Source organism: Barnesiella sp. B2-R-119, from assembly GCF_023656675.1.
In the GTDB taxonomy this organism is placed as follows: Bacteria; Bacteroidota; Bacteroidia; order Bacteroidales; family Barnesiellaceae; genus Barnesiella; species Barnesiella intestinihominis.
Window position 1 is genome coordinate 127,907 of record NZ_JAMOKL010000003.1, and the last position, 26,927, is coordinate 154,833.

Here is a 26,927-nt window from a genome sequence, read left to right on the forward strand (position 1 = left end):
AATAGAATATGAAAGCAAAACAATATATAAATATGATGGGAATGGCAGCCGCCGTGCTGCTCTCTTCCTGCGTGAAGGACACGCTTTATGACACGCCGCACCCCGACTACGGGAAGATTGCGGTAACAGCCGACTGGTCGGCCCGCGGTGAGGGTATCGACATACCTGCCACATGGACGGTCACCATGGGCGACTATACGGGTACGGAGACTTCCGCCACCCATGCCCCCGACCATCTGTTTGCTCCGGGCAGCTACACCCTTGCGGTGTGGAACCCGGCTGAAGGAATCACGGTGAACGGCACCACAGCCACCATTGCCGCAGCCACGGGAACCCGGGCAGGCACGGATGCCTTTGTGAACAATGCCCCGGGATGGTTCTTCACCTATACGGAACAGGTGACCATCGAGAAAGACAAGAACTATCCGCTGACCGCTACAATGAAGCAGCAGGTGCGCGAGCTGACGCTTGTCGTCGAACCGACGGGTGATGCCGCTGGACGCATCACGGAGATTGTTGCCCATCTGACGGGTGCAGCCCGAACACTCAATTTCGCTACTGATACCTACGGAGCCGCTTCGAACGTCGTGCTGCCCTTCACCAAGATAACCGAAGGTGACGATGCTGGCAAGTGGAAAGCCACGGTGCGGCTGCTGGGTGTGACCGGAACGGAACAACTGCTGACGGGTGAAATCCGCTATGCTGACGGCAACCCGACCCCCACCACGCTGAAAAGCGACCTCACGGAAGCCCTCAAGGAGTTCAACACCGGAAAGGGCGAATCGCTGACCCTCGGCGGAACGCTGGTTGAGACTCCCGAAGGCATGGAAGTGGACGGAGCCGAAATCAACGGCTGGGAAGAAGTGAAAGGTGATGATGTAAATGCCGATTTGTAACTAATATAATGACAGATATAATGAAGACAAGATTTTTTGCACTTGCGACGCTCGCCCTCGCACTGGCAGCCTGCAACAACGACAACGAGAACCTGAACGGTGACCCCGTGGCCGCCCAGTTTACCGCCAACATCGCCCCCGCCACCCGCGCCAGCGGAACCACCTGGGATAACGGCGACCGTATCGGCATCACCGACATCGGCAACGACACCCAGTACGGCAACGTGCCTTTCATCCTGAAAAATGGGAAATTTGAGGCAGAAAAAAAGGTCATCTATATCGAAGATACAAAGACCCATACTTTCCGCGCCTACTATCCGTACAACGCGGCGGGAGGTATCCTCGCAGCCACGACCGATGCCACGGCGCAGCAGAACCAGTCTGCCATTGACTTCCTCTTTGCCACAGGAGCCACGGGAGACAAAAACAACCCGGTAGTAAGCTTCACCGACAAAACCGCCAAAGGCGGTGAAGACAACTCCTTCCACCACCGCATGAGCCAGATAACCCTTACCTTCGAGGCGGGCGACGGCGTGAATTTCAGCGTGGTCAAGCCTGAACGTTACACGCTGGACGGATTGTTACTCACCGGTACGTTCAACACGGCCGACGGTATTGCCACCGCAGACAACGGGGCACAGACCGGAGAACTGACCATGAATCTGGCAGACGGCAATCTCACGTCATCGATCATCCTCTTCCCGCAGACAGTTGCATCCCTGCCGTTGGTTGTGAATTACAAAGGTCAGGAATATCATGCCACACTCACCATGCCCGAAGGCGCACTGCAGGCGGGCAACAACTATACCTATACCGTCAAGGTACGCAACAAAGTCCTTGAAGTCAGCGAAGCCACCATTGCAAAGTGGAACGATATAGACGGCGGAGAAGTGAATGCTAGCCTGTAAGATATTAATAATTAATTGATTAGGTTGAAGAATTATGAGACATAGAATTTTTATCCCCGCAGCCACCGCACTGCTGTTCGCCCTCGCCGCCTGCACGCAGGACGAACTTGCTGGCGATAACCGTCTGCCCGAAGGTGAATACCCCGTCGTCATCCGTGCCACCGGACTGTCCGTAGAAGCAACGCCGCTGGCAGCCCCTTCCACCCGTGCCGCTGTGGACGGCGACTGGCAGGGCGTCACTTCCGTGGCACTCAAGTTGGGCGATGCGGTAAAGGAATACACCGTAACGGCTTCTACCGATTTCAAGAGTGCCACGCTTTCACGCGAGAACGACCCGTACTACTGGACCAGCCGCAACCCGATTACCGTATCGGCATGGTGGCCCTTCAACAATGCCAACATCACACAGATGCCTGCCGTGAAGGTGGCCGAAGACCAAAGCAAACTGGCTGACTTCCAGAACAGCGACTTCATCTCTGCTGAGAACCGGAAGGTGGAATTTAACAACCCGACTCTTGAATTTACCCACCGCACGGCACGCGTGACAATCGAACTGAAGCCCGGCACGGGATTCACGAGCGTCGCCGGTGCCACGGTGAGCCTCGTGAGTCTGTCCGCCGATAACGGCAACCCGACCGCCATCAAGACCTACAACGCAAGCGGCAACACCTACGAGGCACTGACTGCCCCGCAGACCGTTGCGGCAGGCAAGCCGTTCGTCAAGGTGAAACTCGGCGGCGGCACCTTCTACTTCCGTCCGCAGAACAACGTCGTATTAGAAGCGGGTAGCCGCTATAAATATACAGTTAAGGTGAACACCACCGGCCTGACGTTAGAGGGTTGCACCATCGGCAGCTGGGTTGACGGCGGCGGCGAGAGCGGCGCAGCCGAGGATTTGGGCTATTCTATACAGAACGACGGCAGTTACATGGTCTATAACGCTGACGGCCTGCTGGCATGGAACAAAGCCGCACAAAAGGACGAATCGATAAATTGCACCCTCACCGCCGACATAGACCTGACGGGTAAGGATTGGACACGGATAGGCACATGGCCTGGCTACTCCGGCGTCTTTAATGGGCAGGGACACCGCATTACGGGATTAAACATTTCAGCAGCGACTACTGAACTTTTTGGGTTATTAAATGTACGTGGTGTGATAAAGAACCTACAACTCATAGATGTGAATCTGTATGGCAGTAGTGGATCAGCAGCTGGAATAGTGGAGCAAAATGAGGGTCAAATCATTGCCTGCTCTGTGACGGGAAAAATTTCTGCATATGGTAGAACTTGTGGTATAGCCGATTTAAATTATGGCAGTATCACCGCTTGCTGGTTCGACGGCACATTGAAAGAGTATGAATCTGGAGCAATAGTGCGTTATAACTACAATACTATAACTTCCTGTTATTGGGGAGGCAATGCCGGGCAAGGAGTATTCCGTAATCATGGAGGAACGGTAGATGCCACGAAGGTGGACGGTGCGACCGCGAAATGGCAGACAGCCGTCGACGGCATGAACCCCGCCCTCACCGGCAACGACTACCAGTGAGCACTCGGCACCGACGGCCTGCCCGTACTGAAAAGAAACAATAACAACCCCTAAACAACACGCATCATGAAACGAACAAACATCCATATATTCGCAGCCATCGCCCTGCTGTTCGCCCTTGCCGCCTGCACGCAGGACGAAGCGGGCTTCCTACCGGAAGGGGCGGAAGGCACATCCATCGTCTTCACCGCCACGGGACTGAATCCCGCCGCGACAGCCACCGTCGGCACCCGTGCCCCCGCGGATGGCAATTGGACGGGTGTGCAGAGCGTGGCAGTTCTGATGGACGGCACGGTGAAGACGTACAACGTGACGCCCTCCACCGCCGACCCCACCAGCGCCACGCTGACCTCCACCGACCCGTACTACTGGACCAACCACAACGACATCACCGTCACGGCGTGGTGGCCCTACACCGCTGGCGAGACAACCCCACCTGCGGTAAAGGTAAAAGCCAACCAAAGTGCCCAGAAAGACTTTGAGGGCAGCGACCTCATCGTAGCCGACGGGCAGACGGTGACCTACGGCAGCCCCACGCTCCGCTTCACCCACCGCACGGCGCGGGTGACCATCGTTCTGACGGACAACACCGAGGGGCTGGCATCCGTGCAGCTGACGGGTCTCTCCACCGAAGGCGGCAACCCGGATATAATCGTCCCGTATGACAAGGGCAGCAACACCTACACCGCCATCGTAGCCCCGCAAAGTGTGGCAGCTGGCACGGCCTTCATTACCTGCACCTTCACTAACGGCAAGACCTTAGTTTATAAGATGAAGAATGCTACCGACTGGCAGGCGGGCGGTGAATATACCTACACCGTCTCCCTCGCTACGGCAAGAGGCTATATCATAGAGGACGACGGCAGCTACACGGTCTATAACGCCGACGGTCTGATGAATATAGCCGAATTAGTGAACGGAGGTAAGACCGACATAAACATTACCCTCGACAAAAACATTGACCTCACCGGCAAAGCCTGGACGCCGATAGGCACAGACTACGACAACTCATACAAAGGCACCTTCGATGGTGGCGGCCATACCATTACGGGGCTGACCTTTACGACAAATGACGAATTTGCGGGTCTGTTCGGCTTGCTCAATAGAGCTGGTACGGTGAAGAACGTGGTGATGGAGGGCGTACAGATAACAAGCAATCAAATATATGGCGGCAGTATTGGCGGCGTGGTAGGATCTAGCTGGGGCACCATTGAAAACTGCTCGGTGTCGGGCAACGTCAGCGGCACGGTGTATGTCGGCGGTGTGGTGGGTGTTCAAATAGGCGGTTCCATCACCGGATGCAGTTCCTCTGCCACAGTGAAGGGAACGGTCGATGTCGGCGGCGTGGCAGGTCAGACGAATTCGAGTGCCACCCTGACCGCTTGCTATGCCACGGGCAACGTGATCATAGAAATAAACCCCAAAAAGAATATCGCTGGCGGCAGTCTGGTGGGAATGAACGCAGGAATCAGCCTCCTTGCCTGCTATGCCACGGGCAACGTAACCAGTACGGGTAGTAGCACCGGCAAAGTACATATCGGCGGCTTTTTGGGAAATAACTACACCACCGTGACCGCCTGCTATTGGAAGAACAATCATGAACAAGGCATCGGCTACAATAAAGAAAACATCGTCCCCGAAGCCACGAAGGTGGACGGCACTGGCGTTACCTGGAAGAATGCCGTTGATGCCATGAACACCGCCTTGCAGAACGCAGGCTCAAAGTGGCGTTACGAACTTAAAGGAGCATTGCCTACCTTGAGGAAGCAGTAAGCCGTTGCGGGCGGAAATGTTCCGCCCGCAACGAACATTAACCGAAGTATAACCCCAATAAAAAAAGGAGGACGTGCTGGAACACACGGAGAATCCACCATATAGGTTTTGGCATCAAGGCATTGTTAATAATAATATAGACTCCAGTGTAAATATGGAAGCTGTAAGCCGGACATTGTCAAGATTGGTGCTCATTAAAGGCAACAAATCAAGTAATTAAATTAAAAACATGGGACTTTTTCACAGAGACAAGAAAAATAATGACGATGAGCCGGACAGTGTTCAAACCAATTCATTCTCTGATATTATGAATGGTTTGCAATACGCCGTAAACTGTGCACAAGATACATTGCAGAATCATCAGATACAAAATCTGACCAGACTTTTTGAAGGAACAAATGCAAATAACGCAAATACGTTCCAATCGAAAAAAATCATGGTTGGAGACAAGACTATTGATATTCCACTTATAGCTTTGATATCCCATCATTATCTTGCGATGGATAATGTGCAGATAAAGTTCAAGGCGAAGGTCGGAAGCGTGGAATCACAGATTCCAGAAAACAACTTATTGTTATCCAGCCCACAAAGAGCCAATCTCCAGATGCAGATGAGCAACATAAAACCGGATGCGGATGATGTCATGGAGGTTTGCGTCAATTTTAAGGTTCAGGAGACTCCAGAGAGCATTTCCCGAATTATTGACGATTTTGTAAAAAATATCTAACAATTTTAAAATTCAAATGTTATGGCAGAAGAAATAAAGAACCAAGGGCAACAAGAAAATGCGGAAAACTTGAATGAAAATGTAAGCGGACAGGCGAAAGAAATTATCTCCGCTGCATTGGAAGAGACTCAAAACAGAGAAACTTCTCCAGTTCTTAAAGCAGATTCAAACGTGACTGACAAATTCAAGGGGCTTCCCATGCGGGAACTTATTGCAGCTCCACTTATTGCAGCAGCCGAAGCACAACAGGAATTGGCAGCGACAGCATGGAATTTCTACCAGCAAATTGCATTTGATGGTAAAAGCGGCAATAAAGCGCGTATATTGGAATTCGATGTCGAAAGACCGATACAGCAGGATGGAAAAATGACAACAATGTCACAAAGTGTCAAGGCTCCGTTTATAGGATTGGTGCCTATTCCTTCCCTGCTCATAGATCGCGTGGATGTCGATTTCCAGATGGAGGTTACCGATACATCAAACGTAAAAAGCACTACCAACGCAGAAGTAGAGGCAAAAGCTTCTGCAAAACATTGGTTTATAAATGCGGAAATCAGCGGCAAAGTCACGACCGCCCGCGAGAACACCCGCATGACCAACCAAACGGCAAAATACCAGATACATGTGACAGCCAGTCAGCAGCCGCAGACCGAAGGTCTGTCAAAACAGATGGATATAATGGCTTCCTGTATCGAGCCTATAAATACAGAAAGCAGTAAATAGAGTATAAACATATAGAACGGGATGGATAAAGTCCCGTTCTTATAATTCATACAAAAATGCCGATATTACCGAGTTTAAGAATTAACCCTGTAGCGACTATCAATAGTTCAAATATCTTTGAAACTTTTTCCTAATATAAAAATATTAGTATCTTTGTTTATTGAAGAGTTGTCTCTTGAGTCTGAGATTGTAAAATACTGAATTTAGCACAATCTCCAAATCGTTACCTGAAATTTTTCTAAACTTCCATAAGTGTTTATCTTTCATATAAATCAGTTAATCTGACAAAAATTTAAAATAAAATTATTTCAATTTCAACGGCATGTTCGGTGTAATGATAGTCATGTTATCCGGTGTTCTGATCGGATATATATTACGGAATATTCGAGCCATACCCGCCCTCGTTTCCAAAATCAACATTTACATTATTTTCTTGTTACTTTTCGTGATGGGTCTATCGGTAGGTAGCAACCCGCAAGTTATACAAGGGCTGGGAACCCTCGGCCTCTTAGGTATCGCAATCTCCGTTGTATCCATTGCAGGAAGCGTATTTTTATCGTGGATCGTTTACCGTCACCTATTCAAAAAAGAAGATGACCAACGATCATGAAAAATAGCCTCATCATTCTGTTATGTTTTGCGGCGGGAGTACTCTGTTCCTACTGGGGCATAATCCCCGAATGCGACGACTCCCTCAGCCTCTATATCCTGTACGTCATGATGTTCTTGGTGGGAATAGGACTCGGCAGTGATTTAACCGCACTATCCGCTCCCATCAAAAAATATAAATTCCAGATTTTGTTGATACCGTTATCCACGATCGTCGGGACAATCGCCGCTTGTTGTCTGTTCTCGCTATTCTGTCCCGTTCCGTTACGAGAAACCGTTGCCATCGGTTGCGGATTCGGATATTACAGTCTATCGGCAATTTTACTGAACGAGCTTGCAGGAGCCGACATCGGTACTATCGCTCTTATTTGTAATCTGAGCAGAGAGCTTTTGACACTTCTTACAATTCCGCTACTTGCCCGTTATTGCGGGAAATTAGCCCCGATTACAGCCGCAGGAGCAACCTCCATCGACACGACTCTACCTCTCATCAGCGCCACCCTCGGAGAAAAATACGTCATCTTCGCCATCTTTCACGGCATCATCGTCGATATTTCGGTTCCCGTCCTCATCTGGCTATTATACCTATGATTGCCCCCGACATACAGAACCGCAAGGGTATCTATCAAAACGACCAAAACGATGCAAAAATCAATCGAATATACCCTCTATGCTCTCCACGGGAGCTGTAACGGATTCTTCGATATATGAACTTCCGCTACAAGGATCGGAATACTCCTCAGGAATCTCGAAGTCGCTATCTTGTGAATAACCCAGACTTTGATCCCCATAAACTTTCTGCATATAAAGACCATAAATAGGCAATGCCATACTGGCTCCCTGCCCATCGGCCATACCATCGAAGTGAATCGAGCGATCCTCGCCTCCTACCCATACACCGGAAACTAAATCGGGAGTAAATCCCATAAACCAACCGTCCGAATTATTATTGGTCGTCCCTGTTTTACCTCCCATAGGAGCAGTAATACCATAACGGAAACGAACACGACCGCCCGTTCCGTGATCTATCACATCTTTCAACATCGGCAAAATGCGATAATAAGCCTGTTCACTGAAAACCTCGGTCATCGAAGGCGTGAACTCGGCTATTACATTCCCTAAATTATCCTCTATACGAGTCACATACAAAGGGTCTACACGCACGCCTTTGTTCGAAAAGGCTGTATAAGCCGTCACCATTTCCTCGACCGAGACCTCGACCGGACCTAAACAAAGAGAGATGACTTCATCTATCTTATTTTTAATCCCGAACGAATGCATCAACCTCGCCAATGACGAGGGCGACAACTTATCCATCAATCGAGCAGAAATCCAGTTATTCGAATTTGCCAACCCCCAACGCAAAGAAACCATCTCGCCCACACGCGCTTTCGACGAATTCCGAGGAGACCAGGGCTTCCCGTCTTCTGTAATCAATGTAGGCTGTTCATTTAAAAACATATCGCAAGGAGTGAATCCCTCCTCCATCGCTAACGTATATAAGAACGGTTTCACGGTCGATCCTATCTGGCGCCGTCCCACCGAAGCCATATCATATTGAAAATGCGTAAAATCAGGACCGCCCACATAAGCCTTCACATGACCTGTATTCGGATCCATAGACATAAATCCCACTCGCAAGAAAGACTTCTGATAACGGATAGAATCCAATGGAGACATAATCGTGTCGATCGAACCTTGATACGAAAAGACCTGCATCTCGACAGGAGTAATAAATGCCTTTCGAATCTGCTCATCGCTCGCACCCGATGCTTTCATCGCCCGATAACGATCCGACTGCTTCATCGCCCTGTCCAAGATTGCCTCCCGCTCTTCCCGAGTTATGCTTCGGGAAAACGGCGCATAACTCCGTCCTTTTTTCTCGGCGAAGAAACGAGGTTGTAAATACCCGCCCAAATGTTTTTCCACAGCCTCCTCGGCATACCGTTGCATCTGCGCATCGAGTGTCGTATAGATTTTCAACCCATCGGTATAAATATTATACTTGGTTCCGTCAGCCTTCACATTTTTCTCGCACCAACCATACAACGGATTATTCGCCCAAGCAATGGAATCGTCTATGAATTTTTGAGCTTCCCACCCCCGATATTCCGATTTCACAGGCTTTTTTGCCGTCATCATCAATCTCAATTGCTCTCTGAAATAAGGAGCCAACCCCTCTTTATGATCCACCCGAGTATATTTCAGCTCCAAAGGCAAAGCTTGTAAAGAGTCAAGTTCTGCCTTTGTAATATACTTGGCCTTATACATTTGGTTCAAAACCGTGTTACGACGCCCCCTCGTGCGCTCGTTAAACCTGCGGGGATTATAATACGAAGGATTCTTGCACATACCCACCAACGTCGCAGCCTCCTCTATTTTCAACTTATCGGGAGTCGTATGAAAATAAATGTATGCCGCCGATTGTATCCCGACCGCATTATTCAGGAAATCGAAATGATTCAGATACATATTCACGATTTCCTCTTTGGTATAAAAACGTTCGAGCTGTACAGCTATAACCCATTCCTGCGGCTTCTGGAACAACCGTTCCACCACATTATCGGCATTAGGAGAATAAAGGAGTTTAGCCAACTGTTGGGTAATCGTACTTCCTCCCCCCGCACTCTTTTGAAATAATAGCCCTCGTTTGATAAAAGCCCGGAACAAAGCCTTCACATCTATGCCGGAATGGTCCTTGAAGCGAATGTCCTCCGTAGCGATAAGAGCATTGACCAAATAAGGAGAAATTTCATCATAATGTACATAAACCCGGTTACTCTTGCTTTGATAAAACCGGCCTATTACTTCCATATCGGAAGAATAAATCTCCGAGGCGAATTTATCTTTCGGATTTTCCATATCCTCTATCGGCGGCATATATCCTATCCACCCCCATGCAATCATCGCAAAGGCCGCAACGACAAGAACAACGATTCCCCCAAAGGCATACCACATATACCGCACAATACGCGATGTATCCCCGATAGATTTTTTCAACTTACCCACTTTCATCTCTCCATCTATGCATTTATTAACAAAGTCTTAAAAGCCATTCGCTCTATCCGCAGCCAATTGTTAAAGCAAAGGTAACAAATATATTTTATCCGAATACATTTTGTAGATTTATAAAGAATATTTTTTATGTCTGAACACTTGGCTTTCGGTCTTTTTTTACTATCTTTGCTTAGTGAAATGAGTGGGCAAGAACAAACATATAATCCATTACGGCACAGGCATTTTTATAAAAGCCAAGAAATACATTTTCTTGAAAAAAACAAAATAAAAAGCCAATATGACTTTTATAGTCGTGTTGGCTTTTTTGTTAACGAGCATTGTAATATAAAAACAAATCATACCGACGATGAAACATGAGAGTTTAGTATCTATTACCGATTTTTCAAAAGAAGAAATTCTGGATCTTCTCGAAAAAGCGCGTCGATTCGAAGAAAATCCCAATCGAAAAATTCTGGAAGGTAAAGTCGTGGCGACTCTGTTCTTCGAACCTTCTACCCGCACTCGACTCAGCTTTGAAACCGCAGTCAACCGATTAGGCGGAAAAGTCATTGGATTTTCAGACGCCAGCACGACCAGCTCCTCAAAAGGAGAAACACTGAAAGACACCATCATGATGGTAAGCAACTATGTCGACTTAATCATCATGCGCCACCATCTCGAAGGTGCGGCTCGTTATGCCTCTGAAATTTCTTCCGTTCCCGTTATCAATGCAGGAGACGGAGCAAATCAGCATCCCTCTCAAACCATGCTCGATTTATATTCCATCTACAAGACACAGGGCACTCTATCGAACCTGAACATTACTATGGTGGGAGACTTAAAATACGGACGCACCGTACACTCCCTGCTGATGGCTATGTCTCATTTCAATCCCACATTCCATTTCGTCGCACCCAATGAACTGAAAATGCCTATCGAGTATAAACTCTTCTGTGAACAAAATCATATTCCCTACTTCGAACACACCGAATTTTCCGAAGAGGTAATCAATCAAGCGGATATTCTATACATGACCCGGGTTCAACGCGAACGATTCACCGACCTCATGGAATACGAAAAAGTTAAAAACGTATATACGCTGCACAACAGTATGCTCGAACACAGCAAAGCTAATCTGAGAATCTTACACCCGCTCCCCCGGGTTAATGAAATTTCTTACGATGTCGACAGCAATCCCAAAGCCTATTATTTCCAACAAGCCAAAAACGGACTATTCGCTCGGCAAGCCATTATCTGTAAAGTTTTAGGAATTGAAGTTTAACCCCTTTTATTTTCGGTAATCATGAACGACGAAAAAAAAGAACTAAAAGTAGCGGCTCTCGAAAACGGAACCGTTATCGACCATATACCTTCGAGCCAATTATTCAAAGTAGTATCTATCTTAGGTCTTGAAAACTGTACGAACAGTATAACCATCGGCAATAACTTAGCCAGTAAAAAAATAGGGAAAAAAGGTATCATCAAAGTTGCCGACCGTTTCTTCAAAGAAGAAGACTTAAATAAGATCGCATTGGTAGCCCCGGCTGCACAAATCAATATTATCCGCGATTACCAAGTCATCGAAAAACGGAAAGTATCTTTACCGGACATCGTGCATGGCATTATCCGCTGCGGGAACCCCAAATGCATCACGAATAACGAACCGATGGAAACCATATTTCATGTAACCGACAAAATCGATGTCCAAGTAAAATGCCATTATTGCGAACGGTCGGTAACCAAAGAAGAAATAGAAATCTGTTAATTCTTCCGATATATGAAACAAAGTTGGAAACCCGGGACTACCATCTACCCGTTGCCGGCCGTTCTGGTCAGTTGTGGTAATACGCCCGAAGAGTATAACCTCATTACGGTAAGTTGGGTCGGCACGCTCTGTACCAATCCTCCCATGTGCTACATATCCGTTCGACCGGAAAGATATTCCTACGAGATTCTAAGAAAAAACATGGAGTTCGTAATCAATCTCACGACCGTTCAAATGGCAAAAGTGACCGATTGGTGCGGCGTTTCCTCCGGAAAGAATTATAACAAATTCGAAAAAACAGGACTCACTCCGAAAACCGCTCAAATCGTAAAAGCTCCCTACGTCGAGGAATCTCCCCTCTGTATAGAATGTAAGGTAAGAGAAATTATCAGCCTCGGGTCCCACGATATGTTCATATCCGACGTAGTAAACATATTGGCCGATGATAAATATATAGATCCCGAGACAGGCGCGTTCGATATGCAAAAGGCCGATCTATTGGTCTATTCCCACGGGCATTACTACGAAATAGGAAAAGAAATAGGGAAATTCGGTTGGTCTGTCCAAAAGAAAAAATAAATAGACAGGTATGAAGAGAATCACTACGGTTATCTGCATGGCACTCTTATGGATTCTTACAGTTCAAGCTCAAATACAAGAATTGAACGTAAGCAAGCGATTCAATTGGGGAATCCGCTTGGGAGTCAATGCGCCGTTAGTCGACATAAGACATTTGACCCTGAACGGTAATAAAGTCGACGAATCCGATTCCGAATCGAGTTTAGGATTATCCGGTTCTTTTATAGGAAGATACAATTTCAAAAAACATTATATACAACTCGAAGTGGGCATGCACCAGTTCCATACCCGGTTATATAATCCCGACTACGGGCTACGCAAAATCAATACATCGGCCTATGCCATCGATGTTCCCATACTATACGGCTATAACATCACCAAACACGGCCCTTACCTCATGAATCTTTTTGCAGGGCCCCGGGTTTCCTACATCTTTAACGAAACAAGCGGAATAAGCACTACGGGAGGTTCATTCCGCAACCTAATCTACGATGAATCCCCTAACAGCTTTTCATTCTATTTGATCGGCGGATTGAGCACCACCATAGGCATCTATACATCGACTTTCGGTATGCCTATTGTGTGGGAAATTCCAAAGATTTATCTTTCAAAGTCAATCCCGATGAGCTCCAAACCAGTCAGGTAAAACTGTCCAGAGCCGTCAACGAATTGAGCATTTCAATAGGATATTTATGGTAAAAACTTTTAATACACAACACAATATGAAAAGAGACGACATTATTTTCGACATCATTGAAAAAGAGAATCAACGACAACGAAAAGGTATTGAATTGATTGCCTCGGAAAACTTTGTCAGCGATCAGGTCATGCAGGCAATGGGTTCTTGCCTGACCAACAAATACGCCGAAGGGTATCCCGGGAAACGCTACTACGGAGGTTGCGAAGTGGTAGACCAAAGCGAACAAGTCGCTATCGACCGTATCAAGAAACTGTTCAATGCCGAATGGGCGAATGTTCAACCGCATTCGGGAGCACAAGCAAACATGGCCGTATTCATGGCCGTATTGAACCCCGGTGACAAATTCTTGGGGCTGAACCTTTCACATGGAGGCCACCTTTCGCACGGAAGCCCCGTAAATTTCTCCGGACTGATGTTCCACCCGTTGGAGTACAGTGTGAAAGAAGATACCGGATACGTCGATTATGACATGATGGAAGAGGTAGCCTTGCGCGAACGTCCGAAACTGATTATCGGCGGAGCCTCGGCTTACTCTCGCGAATGGGACTATGCCCGCATGCGCAAAATAGCCGATGAAATAGGCGCCATTTTTATGGTTGATATGGCTCACCCCGCCGGGCTCATAGCCGCCGGATTGTTGGACAATCCTTTGAAATACGCTCACATCGTCACCTCGACCACACATAAAACCCTGCGCGGGCCCCGTGGAGGTATTATCCTCATGGGTAAAGATTTTGAAAACCCCTGGGGTAAAAAAACACCTAAGGGAGAAATCAAGAAAATGTCTGCATTACTCGATTCGGCAGTCTTTCCGGGAGTACAAGGAGGTCCGCTCGAACACGTTATCGCAGCCAAAGCTGTATCGTTCGGCGAAGCCCTGCAACCCGAATACATCGAATACCAGACTCAGGTGAAGAAAAATGCCGCTGCTATGGCAAAAGCATTCATGGATAAAGGATACAAAATCATATCCAACGGTACTGACAACCACTGCATGCTCATCGACTTGCGTACCAAATTCCCCGAATTGGCAGGAAAAGTCGCCGAGAAAGCATTGGTTCAAGCCGACATCACGGTGAATAAAAACATGGTTCCGTTCGATAGCCGCTCTCCGTTCCAAACATCGGGTATCCGTGTGGGAACTCCGGCGATAACGACTCGTGGAGCAAAAGAAGAAATGATGTGCGAAATCGTAGAACTTATCGACACGGTTTTGGCCAATCCAGAAAGTGAAGCCGTCATCAAAGCCGTTCGGGAAAAGGTCAACGGCATGATGAAAGAATACCCCATCTTTGCTTATTAACACCGTTTATTCATTTCAAGAACACTCCGAATGGAGTGTTCTTACTTCATTTTAAATACCATGAAACTTCTATCGAAACTTTCTTTACCATTCATATTCTTTACAGCAATACTGACTCTTGAATGCGCAGCGCAAGATTGGCCCAATCTGAATCGTTATCGCGAAGCCAACAAAGCTATTATGGAAATGAGGAAAAACGACTCGGAAGATGCCCGTAAAAATTGGGTTGTCTTCATGGGTAACTCAATTACACAAAATTGGGCTTCTTTGGATCCGCAATTCTTTTCCGAAAATGACTACATCGGAAGAGGAATCAGCGGACAAACCAGCTCTCAAATGCTTCTGCGATTCCGACAAGACGTGATACATCTGGCTCCCAAAGCAGTCGTCATATTGGCCGGGACAAACGACATAGCCGGGAATACCGGCCCGACGAGTATCGATATGATCATGGACAATATCAAATCCATGACAGAACTGGCACAAGCCAACCATATAAAAGTCGTCTTATGTTCCGTACTCCCTGCCAATCGATATGGCTGGTCTCCCGAAGTCCAACCGGCAGATACGATTATTGCCTTGAACGAACTCATTAAAGATTACGCCCGTTCGAAACGATTGGTTTACGTCGATTTTTATACTGCCCTTGTCGATGAACAAAAAGGGTTAAACCCCAATTACGGCAGGGATAGCGTCCACCCCAACCTCGACGGATACAAAGTTATGGAACCATTGGTTGTTAAAGGAATCAAACGAGCGTTATCCCGCCCATAGGTCGCCATCTCCAAGCGATTTCCATAAAAAGAAAAAGGCTCGAATTTTTCGAGCCTTTTTCTTTTTATCATTTGATTCCGTATTTCTTTAATATCCTCATAATCTGAGGTTGGTATTGCTCTACCATACGATCGAATCCCAAGTCGTTAGGGTGAGTACCGTCTACCGAACCTTCATGATCTGTCCCGATGGCATGATTGTCCCGAATCAAATACAGGTCCTTTATACCTTGTTTCTTTAACAGTTCATACTGTTTCACAAATGCCTCGCCTTGACGGGTACAACGATCGTGCACAGCTTGATCACTGTATCCGTTTTCCCTCATATAAGTCTCTATCATGATAATAGGAGTTCCCTGATGATATTTCCGAATCGTGTTCACCAAATATTGAGTACGCTCCGTGATCTCCTCGGGAGAAGGATTCGGCATACAATCCAAAATAAAAGCATCGGCATCAATATCTTTCAACATATCGGCCACCGCAGCCTCCATTTTACCGTTTCCGCTCAAACCGTAATTCACGAAATTGATACCCGTATTTCTCGACATTCGCGCAGGGTACGCCAGCCCCGAACGACTGGCACAAGCCCCATGCAAGATACTCGATCCATACATAAGAACCGTATGACGGAACGGAGACGGCTCTGCCTCGATAAAAGACCCCTCGTCTACTCCGATTTCCAACGAACGTACCTCTTCGAACAACGGGAGATATAACAAAAACCTATGCACCCCCGGCTTTAAATTCTTGGTGATGACCCGCTCTTGCTCCGCTTTTCCTGCCGACGGAGTGCCTGCACCCACCGGTATCCATTTCCCGCCGTCATTCATATACAAATCCAATCCTCTATCGCATATCGGCGTAACGTTTCCCATCACACCTTTTCCCTTCGTTGTCCAACGAGCGGCAACCGTCGGGCTATTGGTCTTAAAACTAACGACCAATCCGGCCGAATGCGTAAACAACCGCTTTACTTGAAACGGCATATCGTTATACTTTACCGTATCGACCCGGTGATAGACATTTTCGGGAGTCGGCATCACTTTCCCGATGAGCGTCAAACGAAACGCATCTACATACTTCAATTCCGCATTTATCGGCAAAATAAAAGCCGAAATCATGCATAAAACTGCAATTAAATTTCTATGTTCCATGGATATGATTATAAATTAGTTATTGATCACACTACATCGGGTCTACATCATAATAGAGCAACAAAGTCTTAAACCGGTCGTCCACCAACATATTTTCATAGACCTGTTTCAAAATCTCCTTTACTTTCGGCATCGATGCCGAAAGTTCCATTTTCAAGACGACCTTCCGTATATATAAAGACTGAATACGAGCCACAGGCGGATTATCGGGGCCTAACACACGTGCGCCGAATACCTCTCTCAACAGAGATGTATATCGTACCGACAACTCCTGCAAAAGAGTCTCGTCCCTATGTTTCAGATAAATATATATCAACCGGGTATAAGGTGGGTAAGAAAAAGCCTTTCGCTCGGACAACTGCATGTTATACATACCCTCGTAATCATGAGCGATTACCTGACGTATCAGAGGAGATTCCGGCTGAGAAGTCTGTAATACGACCACACCCTTCCGATTTTTCCGACCGGCTCGTCCCGAAACTTGCTCCATCATCTGGAAAGCTCGCTCGTGGGCTCTGAAATCGGGATAATTCATCATCAAGTCGGCGCTCAATATCCCCACCACGCTCACATGGTCGAAGTCCAATCCCTTCGTAATCATTTGTGTGCCGATAAGGATTTTATTCTTTTTCTTTGAAAAATCTTCGATAATCTGTTCATAAGCACTACGGGAACGGGTCGTGTCCAAATCCATACGAGATACCGGTATATTCGGGAAATGTTGAGCAATATCCTCCTCTATCCGTTCCGTTCCGAAACCCATCACCCCAATCGTAGGCTGTCCACAAACCGGACACACTTTCGGTATCTCATACGTAAAACCGCAGTAATGGCAAGTCAGCTGATTAAAACGCTTATGATAAGTCAGACTCACATCGCAATGTTCGCACTTGGGAACCCATGCACACTGTTTACATTCCACCATGGGCGCGAATCCCCGCCGATTTTGAAACAAAATAACTTGCTCGTCCCCGTCCAAAGCAACCTGCATGCGATTGAGCAATTCAGGTGTAAAATTCCCTCGCATACGGTTCTTTTTTCGCATCTCCCGCACATCTACCGGGATAATTTCAGGTAACTCCACATCGTTAAATCGGCTCTTCAATTCTACCAAACCATATTTCCCCTGCCTCGCATTGAAATAAGTTTCGATAGCCGGGGTAGCCGTTCCCAACAAAGTCTTAGCCCCATGCATCGAAGCCAAAACGATCGCAGCGTTACGAGCATGATAACGGGGAGCCGGGTCGTACTGCTTATACGAAGTTTCATGCTCCTCGTCGACAATTACCAATCCCAAATCGCCGAACGGCAGAAAAATGGAAGACCGCACACCCAAAACGATTCGGGGAGAATGGTCGTCGAGCAATGTATTCCAAATCTCCACCCGCTCGTTATCCGAGAACTTCGAATGATAAATCATCAATTTATCCCCGAAAATTTTGCGTAAACGATTCGTCAACTGTGTCGTCAATGCTATTTCGGGAACCAAGTATAATACCTGCCTGCCTTCGTGCAGAACACGGTCTATCAAATGAGTATAAATCTCTGTTTTCCCGCTCGATGTGACTCCATGCAACAACGTGACGGAATGCTCTTTAAATGAATCAGATATTTGCCGATATGCAACTTGTTGGGCATCGCTCAACGGAGCAGCCACTTGAACAGTATAAACCTCTGTCTCGAAACGACTTATCTCTTTCTTATACGGTTCGAACAGCCCCTTCTCGACCATAGCACCCAAAACCGCCGAAGACACTCCCGAACGATCGAGCAAGCTCTTCCGGGAAACCTCTCTCAGTTTTCCCTTTTGCATAAACAAAGATAAATCGAGAAACGACAGTAGCATCGTCTCCTGCTTCTTGGCTTGCTTCACGCATTCAAACGCATGGCGCAAAGCCGCATCATCGCCTTGCTGGAACGTCAAACGAATATAAGTTTCCGTCTTCGGACGGTAGTTCGTCTTCAACTGTTCGGAGATAAAAACAGCCTCTCGTTCGAGCAACACTCGCAAAGTAGGTAAAATATTGCGCATTCCGCTCTCCTTTTCGAGTTCCTGCACGGTCATGCGTGACTTCTTGCCCAATGCCGCCAACAGCATCCATTCGCGCTCTTTCAAACGATTATCGTCCGGTTCCTCGAAATCTGTATTCAACGTGACCGTCGTTTCACTTTCGAGTTTCAATCCCGAAGGCAACGCCGCTTTATACACATCGCCGACCGAACAGAGATAATAATCGGCAATCCATTCCCAGAACTGTAATTGGGGACGGCGCAAAACAGGACGCTCGTCGAGCACTGAAATAAGCTCTTTCACCTCGTATCCCTGTGGCATGACATCGTGTAACCGAACTACAATAGCCGTATAATACTTTTTCCTGCCGAAAGGAACCACGACCCGACTGCCAATTTGCAAAGCCTCCTGCAAATCGGAAGGAATCCGATACGTAAAATATTTATATAACGGCAGCGGTAATACAACGTCGGCAAGTGTGCTCATATCAAGTCCTGTTCTTTCCGAGAGAAATCAAAAATACCCTCTCTCTCTTATGCAAAGATAGCGAAAGGTAAGAGCAGAGACAAATGGAAATCACATTTCCGACTTGGCTATGCCGAACCGCATCCTATCTTCGTAGTAACAAAGATACATATAAGCGAGAGCAGAGCCAAACAAAGCTCGCTTTAATTTTATTCTGCCGAGCGGAGGTATCTTCGAGTTTCAATGCAAAGATAGCGAAAAGAGAGTGCAAAGACAAACGGAAATCATACTTCCGACTTGACTATGCCGAACCGTATCTATATAAATATAGAGAAAGTCAAAGGTAGAAACGGGTTTATTCGGGCACAGTAGGAAATCAGTGAGATTTATCCCTTTACCCCCTCCTCCCTACACTCCACGGCATTACAAGACATTCACACATTCCTCCCTTGCCGTGTCCAGCCTTACGGGGGTTGCAACGCAAAGTATAGAGCGAGGTAGCACAGACGGAGAATAAAAACAGTAGAACCATGTTATCGAAAGATTTCTACACTACTCCCCTGCGTTTTGCAACGCAAAATATAGGGAAGGTGGCACATAGTGACGGAGGGGTTAGAAAATATCCGCAACAGAGAAAACATATCAAGGTATCAACCCTCTCCCCCGATGTGCCGTAAGGAAACATAGGAGAAGTCCTCACAAAACAAAATGGCCGTTCAAAGCGACGCTTTTACCCTCTCCCTCTGCTCATCGCAGATGAGATAGGGGGAGTGCCCGTAGGGCGAGGGGGTTAAAAAAAACAGGGGAGAAGGGTAAAATCTATCCTTATGCAAAAACGAGAAATACCACCTTTAACCTCTCCCCGCCGTACCCCGCAGCATTGCAGGGTATCGCGAAGCGATACAGAGGTCTTCCGTTAACCGCATAGGGAAAACGAATAAATACGAGGGAGGTATTACCCCCTCCTCCTCTGTGTTTTGCAATGCAAAATATAGGGGAGGTGGCACGAAGTGACGGAGGGGGTAACCCTTACAGCAAAAAAACTTATGAAATCTTTTCAACCCCTCTCCTCAGAAACTACCGTTTCATCAGTTCCCCCCTGATCTCCTATTGAGCCAATATCCCACCAATTATAAGCCAAACCGAAGATTCCGGTTAAGATACTTCTTTCACATTATTCCACAATCATACGCTTAGAATCGACGAGCGTCCCATCGATCACCAAAGCATAGAGATACATTCCGGCGGTTAAGTCCGAGGCCGGAATCACAATCTTTCCCGTTGGCATATCGGGTTGCAGCGTATAGGATTTCAACTGCTTGCCCGTCAAGTCACAAATACATATCGATGCCGATCGAGCATTGGTCGAGAGCCTATATATAATTTCGGTAGTCTGGGAAAAAGGATTGGGTACGTTTTGATAGATCGCAGCCTCTCCGGTGGAAGATTCGATTTCGCTATCCTCCGAATCGCGGGCGTTCTTCGGCACGACTTTTTCCGGAACATTGTCACCCGATAACGACTCTTCCAGTTCGGCAATCCGTTCCTCCTGTCTTTCGATAGTCGCTTGCATCTCCTTCATACCTTCCACCAGTAAAGGTATCAAATCGGTATACATGACGGTCTTCGTCCCGTCCGGCAAAGTTCGTACCACTTCCGGCACCACGATCTCCACCTCCTGCGCAATGAACCCTATGCGTTCCCTGGCATTCTCCGCCTCGATCTGTCTCTTGATATCGGACGAAGCATATCCAGCGTGGCTGTTCTCATTCGCCACAGCCGATACCGGCTGCTCCTCACCCGGTTTATAGCGGAAACTCACTCCTCGCAAAGCCGAGATTCTGTCCATGCCCGAGACAATCTCCTTGACATCTTGTTTCAGCCGTCCGTCCGAGGCTTGCGTAAATCCGCTCAGTCCGTATACCAGCCCGTTTCCATCGACCGAAAACACCTGCATGGAAGTCCGGTACGAATCCGGAGTAGTCGCCACAACATATGCGGCGAACGGCCGGTCTGTATTTTTGTAGACATCAGATCGTATCCCCTCATGAGTTCCTCCTTCCGCACCTGTATAGATGGAATGGATCGATCGGCTTCCACCGCTCCGCACCGTCAATGCGGCATGGTAATGTTGGGGATATATAGACTCATAAAGAGGATCAAATCCATAGTCGACTTCCGTATTAAAAATATTAGACCCGGCCTCCGCCGCCTCCAAAAAGAATTTACCCAAACTTGTCATCTTCAATCCGCCGAATCCATCGCTCCAATAAAAGTCACCCTCTTTACCGAACAATGATTGGCGAAGGGATCCTTCTTCACCGGACAACTTCAATTCTTTATGGATAATCGTACTACCGAGACTATCCACTTCCAGCTGTGCCCAAACCGAAATCTGGCACAGCCATGTCACCAAAGACAATAAAATCACCCTGTTCTTCATAGTTCTTGTTTTCGCTTTATGCTTTTTAACTTACTCTTTATCATATTCTCCCGGACAAAGCACGTAACATCACTTTCTCCACCTTGCCGGCACATTCCACCACATAAAATCCCGCAGGCAGCACCACTTCCATACGGCTACCTGTGGCCTCGACAGTCTTCACTTTGTGACCGGTCGTGTCATAGACGGCAACCGGCATCCCCGGCGAGAGGTTTTCAAGAACTATCGATCCACCCGAGGCATAAATGCGCACGCTACCCTCGGCCGATATCTCCTCTATTCCCGAGAAGTCGGTCGCTATTATATCGAAGTTCTGCCATACCGGGGCATTCCGGTAGGCCTCCACCGAGCCCTCGGCCACATACAGTTTACAATCTCTCTGCCCTATGCCGAGGAAGCAATCGGCCTCACAAATGGGCGGAACTGCGGCTTTACACGTGATTTCCGTCAGACCCGTACAGCCGCTGAATGCCTCTTGACCGATACTCGACACACTCCCGGGGAGCATTACCGAAACTATATTTTCCAGATCTAAAAAAGTGGCTGTTGATATGGAAACTGTACCATCTCGAACTTTCAAGTGTGTATCATAAGGAGCCAATCCCTTATAATCACACAATATATCATTAATGTAAATCAATCCATCTGGCTGGGCAGAATACCACGGAGTAAACAAAAATGCATTTGTTCCTATTTTCTTCACGCTGGTTGGAATATCCATTGATGTCAATAACTTGCAGTACATAAATGCCTCACTACCTATAATAGTGACTCCATCTTCAATCGTTATCGAAGTTAACCCTCCACTATAAAAGGCATTGGCGCCTATCTCGACCACACTGCCCGGTATCGTCACTGATTTCAAATCATAACAATGAGCAAAGGCCCATTCTCCTATCGAGGTAACACTTTTCGGTATCGTTAAAGAGGTCATACGATTAGAGCTTCTTGCAAAGGCATCGCTCGATATAGCGACAGTGCCCTTTCGTATATCAATATGAGTATCGGAAGGCATTTCTCCTTTATAGGTGTACAATATATCATTGATGTACATTACCCCGTCAGGTTGGTTGTTATACCAAGGAGTACCGTCAAAAGCTCGAAAACCTATATTCTTGACACTTTTAGGTATGGACAATGAAACTAAACTTTCACATCTCATAAACACTCCTCGTCCAATCGTGGTTAAACTCTCCGGTAGTGAAATTGAAGTTAGGTTTATACAACGATCAAACGCTTCATTTTCAATTGTCTTTACACCATAGCCTATCTCGACCGATGTCAATCCGACACAATCTTTGTATTTGCAACCAGTTATTTCTCAATAGTTTGTGAGTAATAAGTCAGAAATATGGTCGTAAACTTTAATGGTACATTCTAAAGGGTGAAGATTTAACGCTTTTATTGTTTCTTAACTCGTTGGGAGTGCCAATTTGGGCGTTATCTTCTCTTTTCGATGCAATTTGGGTTCCGCTATTCCACTTCTATTTGGACTTTATCTCCTAAGCCACTGCAAAGGTACGATATTTTGCCGGATAATCTTCCTTGACCATCTCATTTGTGGATTATTTTGCCGCACAGCAAATGTACTAATGCCGCAATACCAACGCAGCAAAGGGAAGGAGGAAAAAGGAATCTATTATTTTGGAGGGAGTGCAGTCTTCCGCTTGCCTTATTTGTTCTTGCTAAAATTAGCCCGCTCCGAAAAAATAATGGTGTGTAATCGGTTTTCAGACCAAGAACTATTGTTTGAGTTGATATTTCTATTATTTCGTCAGTCGTTTGTCTCCGTTGCCGGATGCTTCATTAAGCCAAGCCGATGAATGGGGAAAGGTTTGGGGGCTGTTTACTCTCCGCAGGAGGAAGAAACTGCTCCAAACGGTTTACCGCTTGACCTTTCCATATTCAATGAGGCTGGCTACCTTTGCATCCGACATGAGGAGATAAACGACTGAATGTACTTAAACCAAAGATGGTACCTGTACTTTGCATGTACACTTTTTCTTGGATTATGCAAGGAAAACCGGGGAAAATGTATTACCTTTGCAATCAAAATACAACTGCGCTAATGACCTGAAGAATCAAAACGATAAAGCAACATACGAAACTCCTTCGCTGTCTTATGGGCTTTGGTCAGCCTCGCAGGGATAGCGGTGGAGTTTTTCGCTTTTATATACGATAATGGCAAAGAAAGCAAAAACAAAGGACGTAGTAAAGAAAACCATCGAGCAAACATTGTGGGATTCGGCAAACGAATTACGTGGCAATCTTGATGCAGCCGAGTATAAAAGTGTGGTACTTGGACTTGTGTTCCTAAAATATATCAACGACTGCTTCAAAGTTAAGCATGACGAACTTGTTGCTGAAGGTGAAGGCTTTGAGGAAGACCCAGACGAATATATTGGCGATAACATATTCTTTGTTCCTGTCGATGCTCGTTGGGAGAAAGTTGTCAATGCCTCACTTACTGCCGAAATCGGAGCTGTCGTTGATGCGGCAATGGAAGCATTGGAGAAAGAAAACAAGCAGCTCAAAGGCATTCTTCCCAAGAACTATGCTCGTCCAGAACTAGATAAACGCCGCTTGGGTAACGTAATTGATATTTTTGAAAACAACCTCCACTTTACAGGTTCGGAAGCTCGTGATGTGCTTGGACGTGTATATGAATATTTTCTTGGAGAATTTGCCCGTGAAGAAGGCAAGAAAGGTGGTGAGTTCTACACCCCTTCATGTGTAGTCCGTACCATAGTTGAAGTTATTCAGCCTTATAAGGGAAAAATCTTTGACCCTGCTTGTGGTTCGGGCGGTATGTTTGTGCAGAGTAGTAAGTTTATTGAACGCCATCAAGGTAATATCAATAAAATATCCGTCTATGGGCAGGAACTTAACAGCAATACGTGGAAATTAGCACAAATGAACCTTGCCATTTGTGGAATTGAAGCCAATTTTGGCGACAGTTTCGGAGATTCCTTTCACGATGACAAACATCCATTCTTAAAAGCGGATTTCGTAATGGCAAATCCACCGTTCAATATCTCCAAATGGGGCGGTGACCAATTACGTGACGACCCACGTTGGCAATACGGCATACCGCCGGAGGGGAACGCCAACTTTGCATGGATGCAACACATGTTGTATCACTTGGCAGACAATGGACGCATCGGCTTGGTTCTTGCCAATGGCTCGCTATCCTCTCAACAAGGTACAGAGGGAGATATTCGTGAAAACATTGTCAAGGCCGATTTGGTGGAAGGTATTATCGCCATGCCATCCCAATTATTCTACAATGTGCAGATTCCTTGCTGTTTATGGTTCTTGACAAAGAGCAAAGCACAACCGGGCAAGACGCTTTTCATAGATGCTCGTAACATGGGCTATATGAAAGACCGCACACACCGTGAACTCTCTTGCGGAGAAGAAACGGAGGAGCATGGCAACGACATCGCACGTATCGCAGATACTTTTGAGCAGTTTCGTGCTGGAACGCTTGAAACCGAAAAGGGATTTTCAGCCATTGCAACAATCAAGGATATAGAGAAGCAAGATTTTATCCTCACCCCCGGACGTTATGTCGGCATAGCCGAAGTGGAGGAAGACGGCGAACCATTTCAAGAAAAAATGGAACGCCTCACTTCCGAACTGTCTGATTTATTCGCCCAGTCGCACACGCTCGAAGACGAAATCCGCAAGCAATTGGCAAAAATCGGCTTCACCGTCAAGTGATATAGCTTCTACTCTTCGTTAGGTTCACCATATAATAACGAAGAATATGAAAGAAAAATTAATTCAGGAAATCAGCACCGCAATGACAGAAGTGTTAAGTTTTGAACAAGTAGCTCACCTTAATAGTGTATTGCTTCAAGTAGTAAGCCAATACACTATTACTGAAGATGGCGAGACACTGCACGAAAATGCAGCGTCTAACGACCGTCTGCTTGACATATTCCTGTCCGCGAAGCAAGTGGAGGGTTGCACAACACCTACAATCAAATACTACGGCTCTACCATTCGGCAGTTATTTAAGAAGATGCCTAAAAAGGTCACCGACTATACTACCGAGGACATTAGAGCCTACCTTGCCGTATTCCAGCGAAAAAACAAATCAAGCAAAGTGACCATTGATAATATCCGCCGGATTTTTTCTTCGTTCTTTGCTTGGCTCGAAGAAGAGGACTACATTGTCAAAAGTCCTGTCCGCAGAATACATAAGGTGAAAACAGGAACACAGGTCAAGGAAGTATTGAGTGATGAGAATATCGAGCAACTCCGTGATAGTTGCACTAAAATCCGTGACCTTGCCATTATTGACTTACTGGCTTCAACAGGTATGCGTGTAGGCGAATTGGTAAAACTCAATCGAGAAGACATCAACTTCACAGAGCGTGAATGTATCGTATTTGGCAAAGGCAACAAGGAACGCATCGTTTACTTCAATGCCCGTGCAAAGATTCATCTACAACAATACTTAGCTTCTCGCAAAGACAGAAATAAGGCTCTTTTTGTCTCTTTAGCTAAACCGCATAAACGCTTGGAGATTTCGGGGGTAGAAACTCGTCTGCGCAAAATTGGCCGCTCTGCAAAGATCGTGCGTGTTCATCCTCACAAGTTTCGCCGTACATTGGCAACAATGGCTATCGACAAAGGTATGCCTGTGGAACAAGTGCAACGCTTACTTGGTCATGTCAAGATTGATACTACCATGCACTATGCAATGGTGAATCAAAACAATGTCAAACTCTCACACCGTAAATTCATAAATTAGCATGTGGTATTGTTTGACACATAACAGTGGCTCATCTTTCCTGAAAAACAGACAAGGAAATGATAATTTAGAGCAGCAGGCGCAGGCGTTGTTCAAGTCGTGGTTCGTAGACTTCGAGCCATTCAGAGGCGGTGAATTTGTAGATTCAGCTCTCGGTAGTACCCCCAAAGAGTTACCAATAGTTTACATCGAAGATATACCTCACAATATAGAAAGTGGAAAAAGACCCAAAGGTGGTGCAACCTTTGAAGGCGTTCCAAGCATTGGGGCGGAAAATATCAAAGGATTGGGGTATTATGACTATTCTAAGACAAAGTACATTCCAAAAGAATATGCTCAAACTATAAAAAAGGGAAAGATAAATGGATATGAGCTATTGATTTACAAAGACGGAGGCAAACCGGGATATTTTATTCCAAATTTCTCTATCTTTGGAGAAGGATTTCCTTTCAACGAAATGTATATCAATGAGCATGTCTTCATCTTGGACTTAATGGATAACGCTTATAATGCGTTTGCATATTTTTATATGCGTACACCATACATTATGAACCAATTAAATTCAATTGGAGGAAAGGCTGCAATCCCCGGTATAAATACAAAAGATATTGAGTGTCTTCCAATATACTCAAATGAAAGTCCGTATGTAAAAAGGTATGGAGACATAGTTCTTCCTTTTATCAAAACGATACTTTCTAACAGTCTTGAAAATGCAAGGTTGGCAAAGATGCGTGACACGCTTCTCCCACAGCTAATGTCTGGTGAACTAAAAATTAGTGAATAA

23 protein-coding genes are annotated in these 26,927 nt (G+C 46.3%); 18 read left to right on the plus strand and 5 right to left on the minus strand.

Annotated elements, in window-relative coordinates:
• The first annotated feature begins 8 nt into the window (after positions 1 to 8).
• From NBH06_RS06975 to NBH06_RS07010, 8 genes are all read left to right on the plus strand, one after another.
• Positions 9 to 896 (plus strand): FimB/Mfa2 family fimbrial subunit, encoded by an 888-nt coding sequence (locus tag NBH06_RS06975; RefSeq protein WP_250793491.1) that lies wholly within the window; start codon positions 9 to 11, stop codon positions 894 to 896.
• 20 nt (positions 897 to 916) lie between these two features.
• Positions 917 to 1,804, plus strand: coding sequence for a fimbrillin family protein (locus NBH06_RS06980; RefSeq protein ID WP_250793493.1), 888 nt, complete (start codon positions 917 to 919; stop codon positions 1,802 to 1,804).
• A 34-nt stretch (positions 1,805 to 1,838) separates the two neighbouring features.
• A complete protein-coding gene (locus tag NBH06_RS06985) occupies positions 1,839 to 3,356 on the plus strand; it encodes a fimbrillin family protein (protein WP_250793495.1) in 1,518 nt (505 codons plus the stop codon).
• A gap of 66 nt (positions 3,357 to 3,422) precedes the next feature.
• The gene (locus NBH06_RS06990; protein WP_250793497.1) at positions 3,423 to 5,129 is read left to right on the plus strand and encodes a fimbrillin family protein; all 1,707 of its coding nucleotides are present in this window, start codon (positions 3,423 to 3,425) and stop codon (positions 5,127 to 5,129) included.
• Between the two features lie 229 nt (positions 5,130 to 5,358).
• The gene (locus tag NBH06_RS06995) at positions 5,359 to 5,856 is read left to right on the plus strand and encodes a DUF2589 domain-containing protein (protein ID WP_005680436.1); all 498 of its coding nucleotides are present in this window, start codon (positions 5,359 to 5,361) and stop codon (positions 5,854 to 5,856) included.
• Between the two features lie 21 nt (positions 5,857 to 5,877).
• Positions 5,878 to 6,579, plus strand: coding sequence for a DUF2589 domain-containing protein (locus tag NBH06_RS07000; protein ID WP_250793498.1), 702 nt, complete (start codon positions 5,878 to 5,880; stop codon positions 6,577 to 6,579).
• A gap of 334 nt (positions 6,580 to 6,913) precedes the next feature.
• Positions 6,914 to 7,189, plus strand: a complete 276-nt coding sequence (locus tag NBH06_RS07005; protein ID WP_157260369.1) for a LysO family transporter — start codon at positions 6,914 to 6,916, stop codon at positions 7,187 to 7,189.
• Positions 7,186 to 7,779, plus strand: coding sequence for a LysO family transporter (locus tag NBH06_RS07010; RefSeq protein ID WP_021891116.1), 594 nt, complete (start codon positions 7,186 to 7,188; stop codon positions 7,777 to 7,779). Before NBH06_RS07005 ends, NBH06_RS07010 begins: the two co-directional genes overlap by 4 nt.
• A gap of 60 nt (positions 7,780 to 7,839) precedes the next feature.
• On the opposite strand, the gene NBH06_RS07015 is transcribed toward NBH06_RS07010, so the two are convergent.
• Positions 7,840 to 10,203, minus strand: coding sequence for a transglycosylase domain-containing protein (locus NBH06_RS07015; RefSeq protein WP_373114126.1), 2,364 nt, complete (start codon positions 10,201 to 10,203; stop codon positions 7,840 to 7,842).
• A 129-nt stretch (positions 10,204 to 10,332) separates the two neighbouring features.
• On the opposite strand from NBH06_RS07015, the gene NBH06_RS07020 reads away from it, so the two are divergent.
• From NBH06_RS07020 to NBH06_RS07050, 7 genes are all read left to right on the plus strand, one after another.
• Positions 10,333 to 10,563, plus strand: coding sequence for a hypothetical protein (locus tag NBH06_RS07020; protein WP_021891118.1), 231 nt, complete (start codon positions 10,333 to 10,335; stop codon positions 10,561 to 10,563).
• Positions 10,553 to 11,467, plus strand: a complete 915-nt coding sequence (pyrB, locus tag NBH06_RS07025) for an aspartate carbamoyltransferase (RefSeq protein WP_250793501.1) — start codon at positions 10,553 to 10,555, stop codon at positions 11,465 to 11,467. Before NBH06_RS07020 ends, pyrB begins: the two co-directional genes overlap by 11 nt.
• Positions 11,468 to 11,488: 21 nt before the next feature.
• Positions 11,489 to 11,950 carry an aspartate carbamoyltransferase regulatory subunit gene (pyrI, locus tag NBH06_RS07030; protein ID WP_021891120.1) on the plus strand — a complete coding sequence of 154 codons (462 nt, stop codon included), beginning with the start codon at positions 11,489 to 11,491 and terminating at the stop codon, positions 11,948 to 11,950.
• Between the two features lie 12 nt (positions 11,951 to 11,962).
• Entirely contained in the window at positions 11,963 to 12,529 is a 567-nt protein-coding gene (locus NBH06_RS07035) for a flavin reductase family protein (RefSeq protein ID WP_195343207.1), read from the plus strand.
• 10 nt (positions 12,530 to 12,539) lie between these two features.
• Positions 12,540 to 13,175, plus strand: a complete 636-nt coding sequence (locus NBH06_RS07040) for a porin family protein (RefSeq protein ID WP_250793503.1) — start codon at positions 12,540 to 12,542, stop codon at positions 13,173 to 13,175.
• A 76-nt stretch (positions 13,176 to 13,251) separates the two neighbouring features.
• Complete coding sequence (glyA, locus tag NBH06_RS07045; RefSeq protein WP_250793505.1) at positions 13,252 to 14,532, plus strand: serine hydroxymethyltransferase; 1,281 nt, start codon at positions 13,252 to 13,254, stop codon at positions 14,530 to 14,532.
• A gap of 60 nt (positions 14,533 to 14,592) precedes the next feature.
• Positions 14,593 to 15,306: an SGNH/GDSL hydrolase family protein gene (locus NBH06_RS07050; RefSeq protein WP_051008922.1), complete on the plus strand. Its 714-nt coding sequence runs from the start codon at positions 14,593 to 14,595 to the stop codon at positions 15,304 to 15,306.
• A gap of 67 nt (positions 15,307 to 15,373) precedes the next feature.
• Here the strand turns inward: NBH06_RS07050 and NBH06_RS07055 are convergent, their stop codons facing one another.
• From NBH06_RS07055 to NBH06_RS13620, 4 genes are all read right to left on the minus strand, one after another.
• Positions 15,374 to 16,462, minus strand: coding sequence for an SGNH/GDSL hydrolase family protein (locus tag NBH06_RS07055; protein WP_250793507.1), 1,089 nt, complete (start codon positions 16,460 to 16,462; stop codon positions 15,374 to 15,376).
• Positions 16,463 to 16,493: 31 nt separating this feature from the next.
• Positions 16,494 to 18,959, minus strand: coding sequence for a replication restart helicase PriA (gene priA / locus NBH06_RS07060; protein ID WP_250793509.1), 2,466 nt, complete (start codon positions 18,957 to 18,959; stop codon positions 16,494 to 16,496).
• Positions 18,960 to 20,112: 1,153 nt separating this feature from the next.
• Positions 20,113 to 21,381 carry a tail fiber domain-containing protein gene (locus NBH06_RS07065; RefSeq protein ID WP_250793511.1) on the minus strand — a complete coding sequence of 423 codons (1,269 nt, stop codon included), beginning with the start codon at positions 21,379 to 21,381 and terminating at the stop codon, positions 20,113 to 20,115.
• A 40-nt stretch (positions 21,382 to 21,421) separates the two neighbouring features.
• Positions 21,422 to 22,699, minus strand: a complete 1,278-nt coding sequence (locus NBH06_RS13620) for a leucine-rich repeat domain-containing protein (RefSeq protein ID WP_350449413.1) — start codon at positions 22,697 to 22,699, stop codon at positions 21,422 to 21,424.
• Between the two features lie 863 nt (positions 22,700 to 23,562).
• On the opposite strand from NBH06_RS13620, the gene NBH06_RS07075 reads away from it, so the two are divergent.
• The 3 genes from NBH06_RS07075 to NBH06_RS07085 are packed head-to-tail and all read left to right on the plus strand — an operon-like array spanning position 23,563 to position 26,927.
• On the plus strand, positions 23,563 to 25,104 hold the full coding sequence (locus NBH06_RS07075; protein ID WP_118404477.1) for a type I restriction-modification system subunit M: 1,542 nt from the start codon (positions 23,563 to 23,565) through the stop codon (positions 25,102 to 25,104).
• A gap of 46 nt (positions 25,105 to 25,150) precedes the next feature.
• Entirely contained in the window at positions 25,151 to 26,143 is a 993-nt protein-coding gene (gene xerA, locus NBH06_RS07080) for a site-specific tyrosine recombinase/integron integrase (RefSeq protein ID WP_118404476.1), read from the plus strand.
• Between the two features lie 13 nt (positions 26,144 to 26,156).
• Complete coding sequence (locus NBH06_RS07085; protein ID WP_250793515.1) at positions 26,157 to 26,927, plus strand: restriction endonuclease subunit S; 771 nt, start codon at positions 26,157 to 26,159, stop codon at positions 26,925 to 26,927.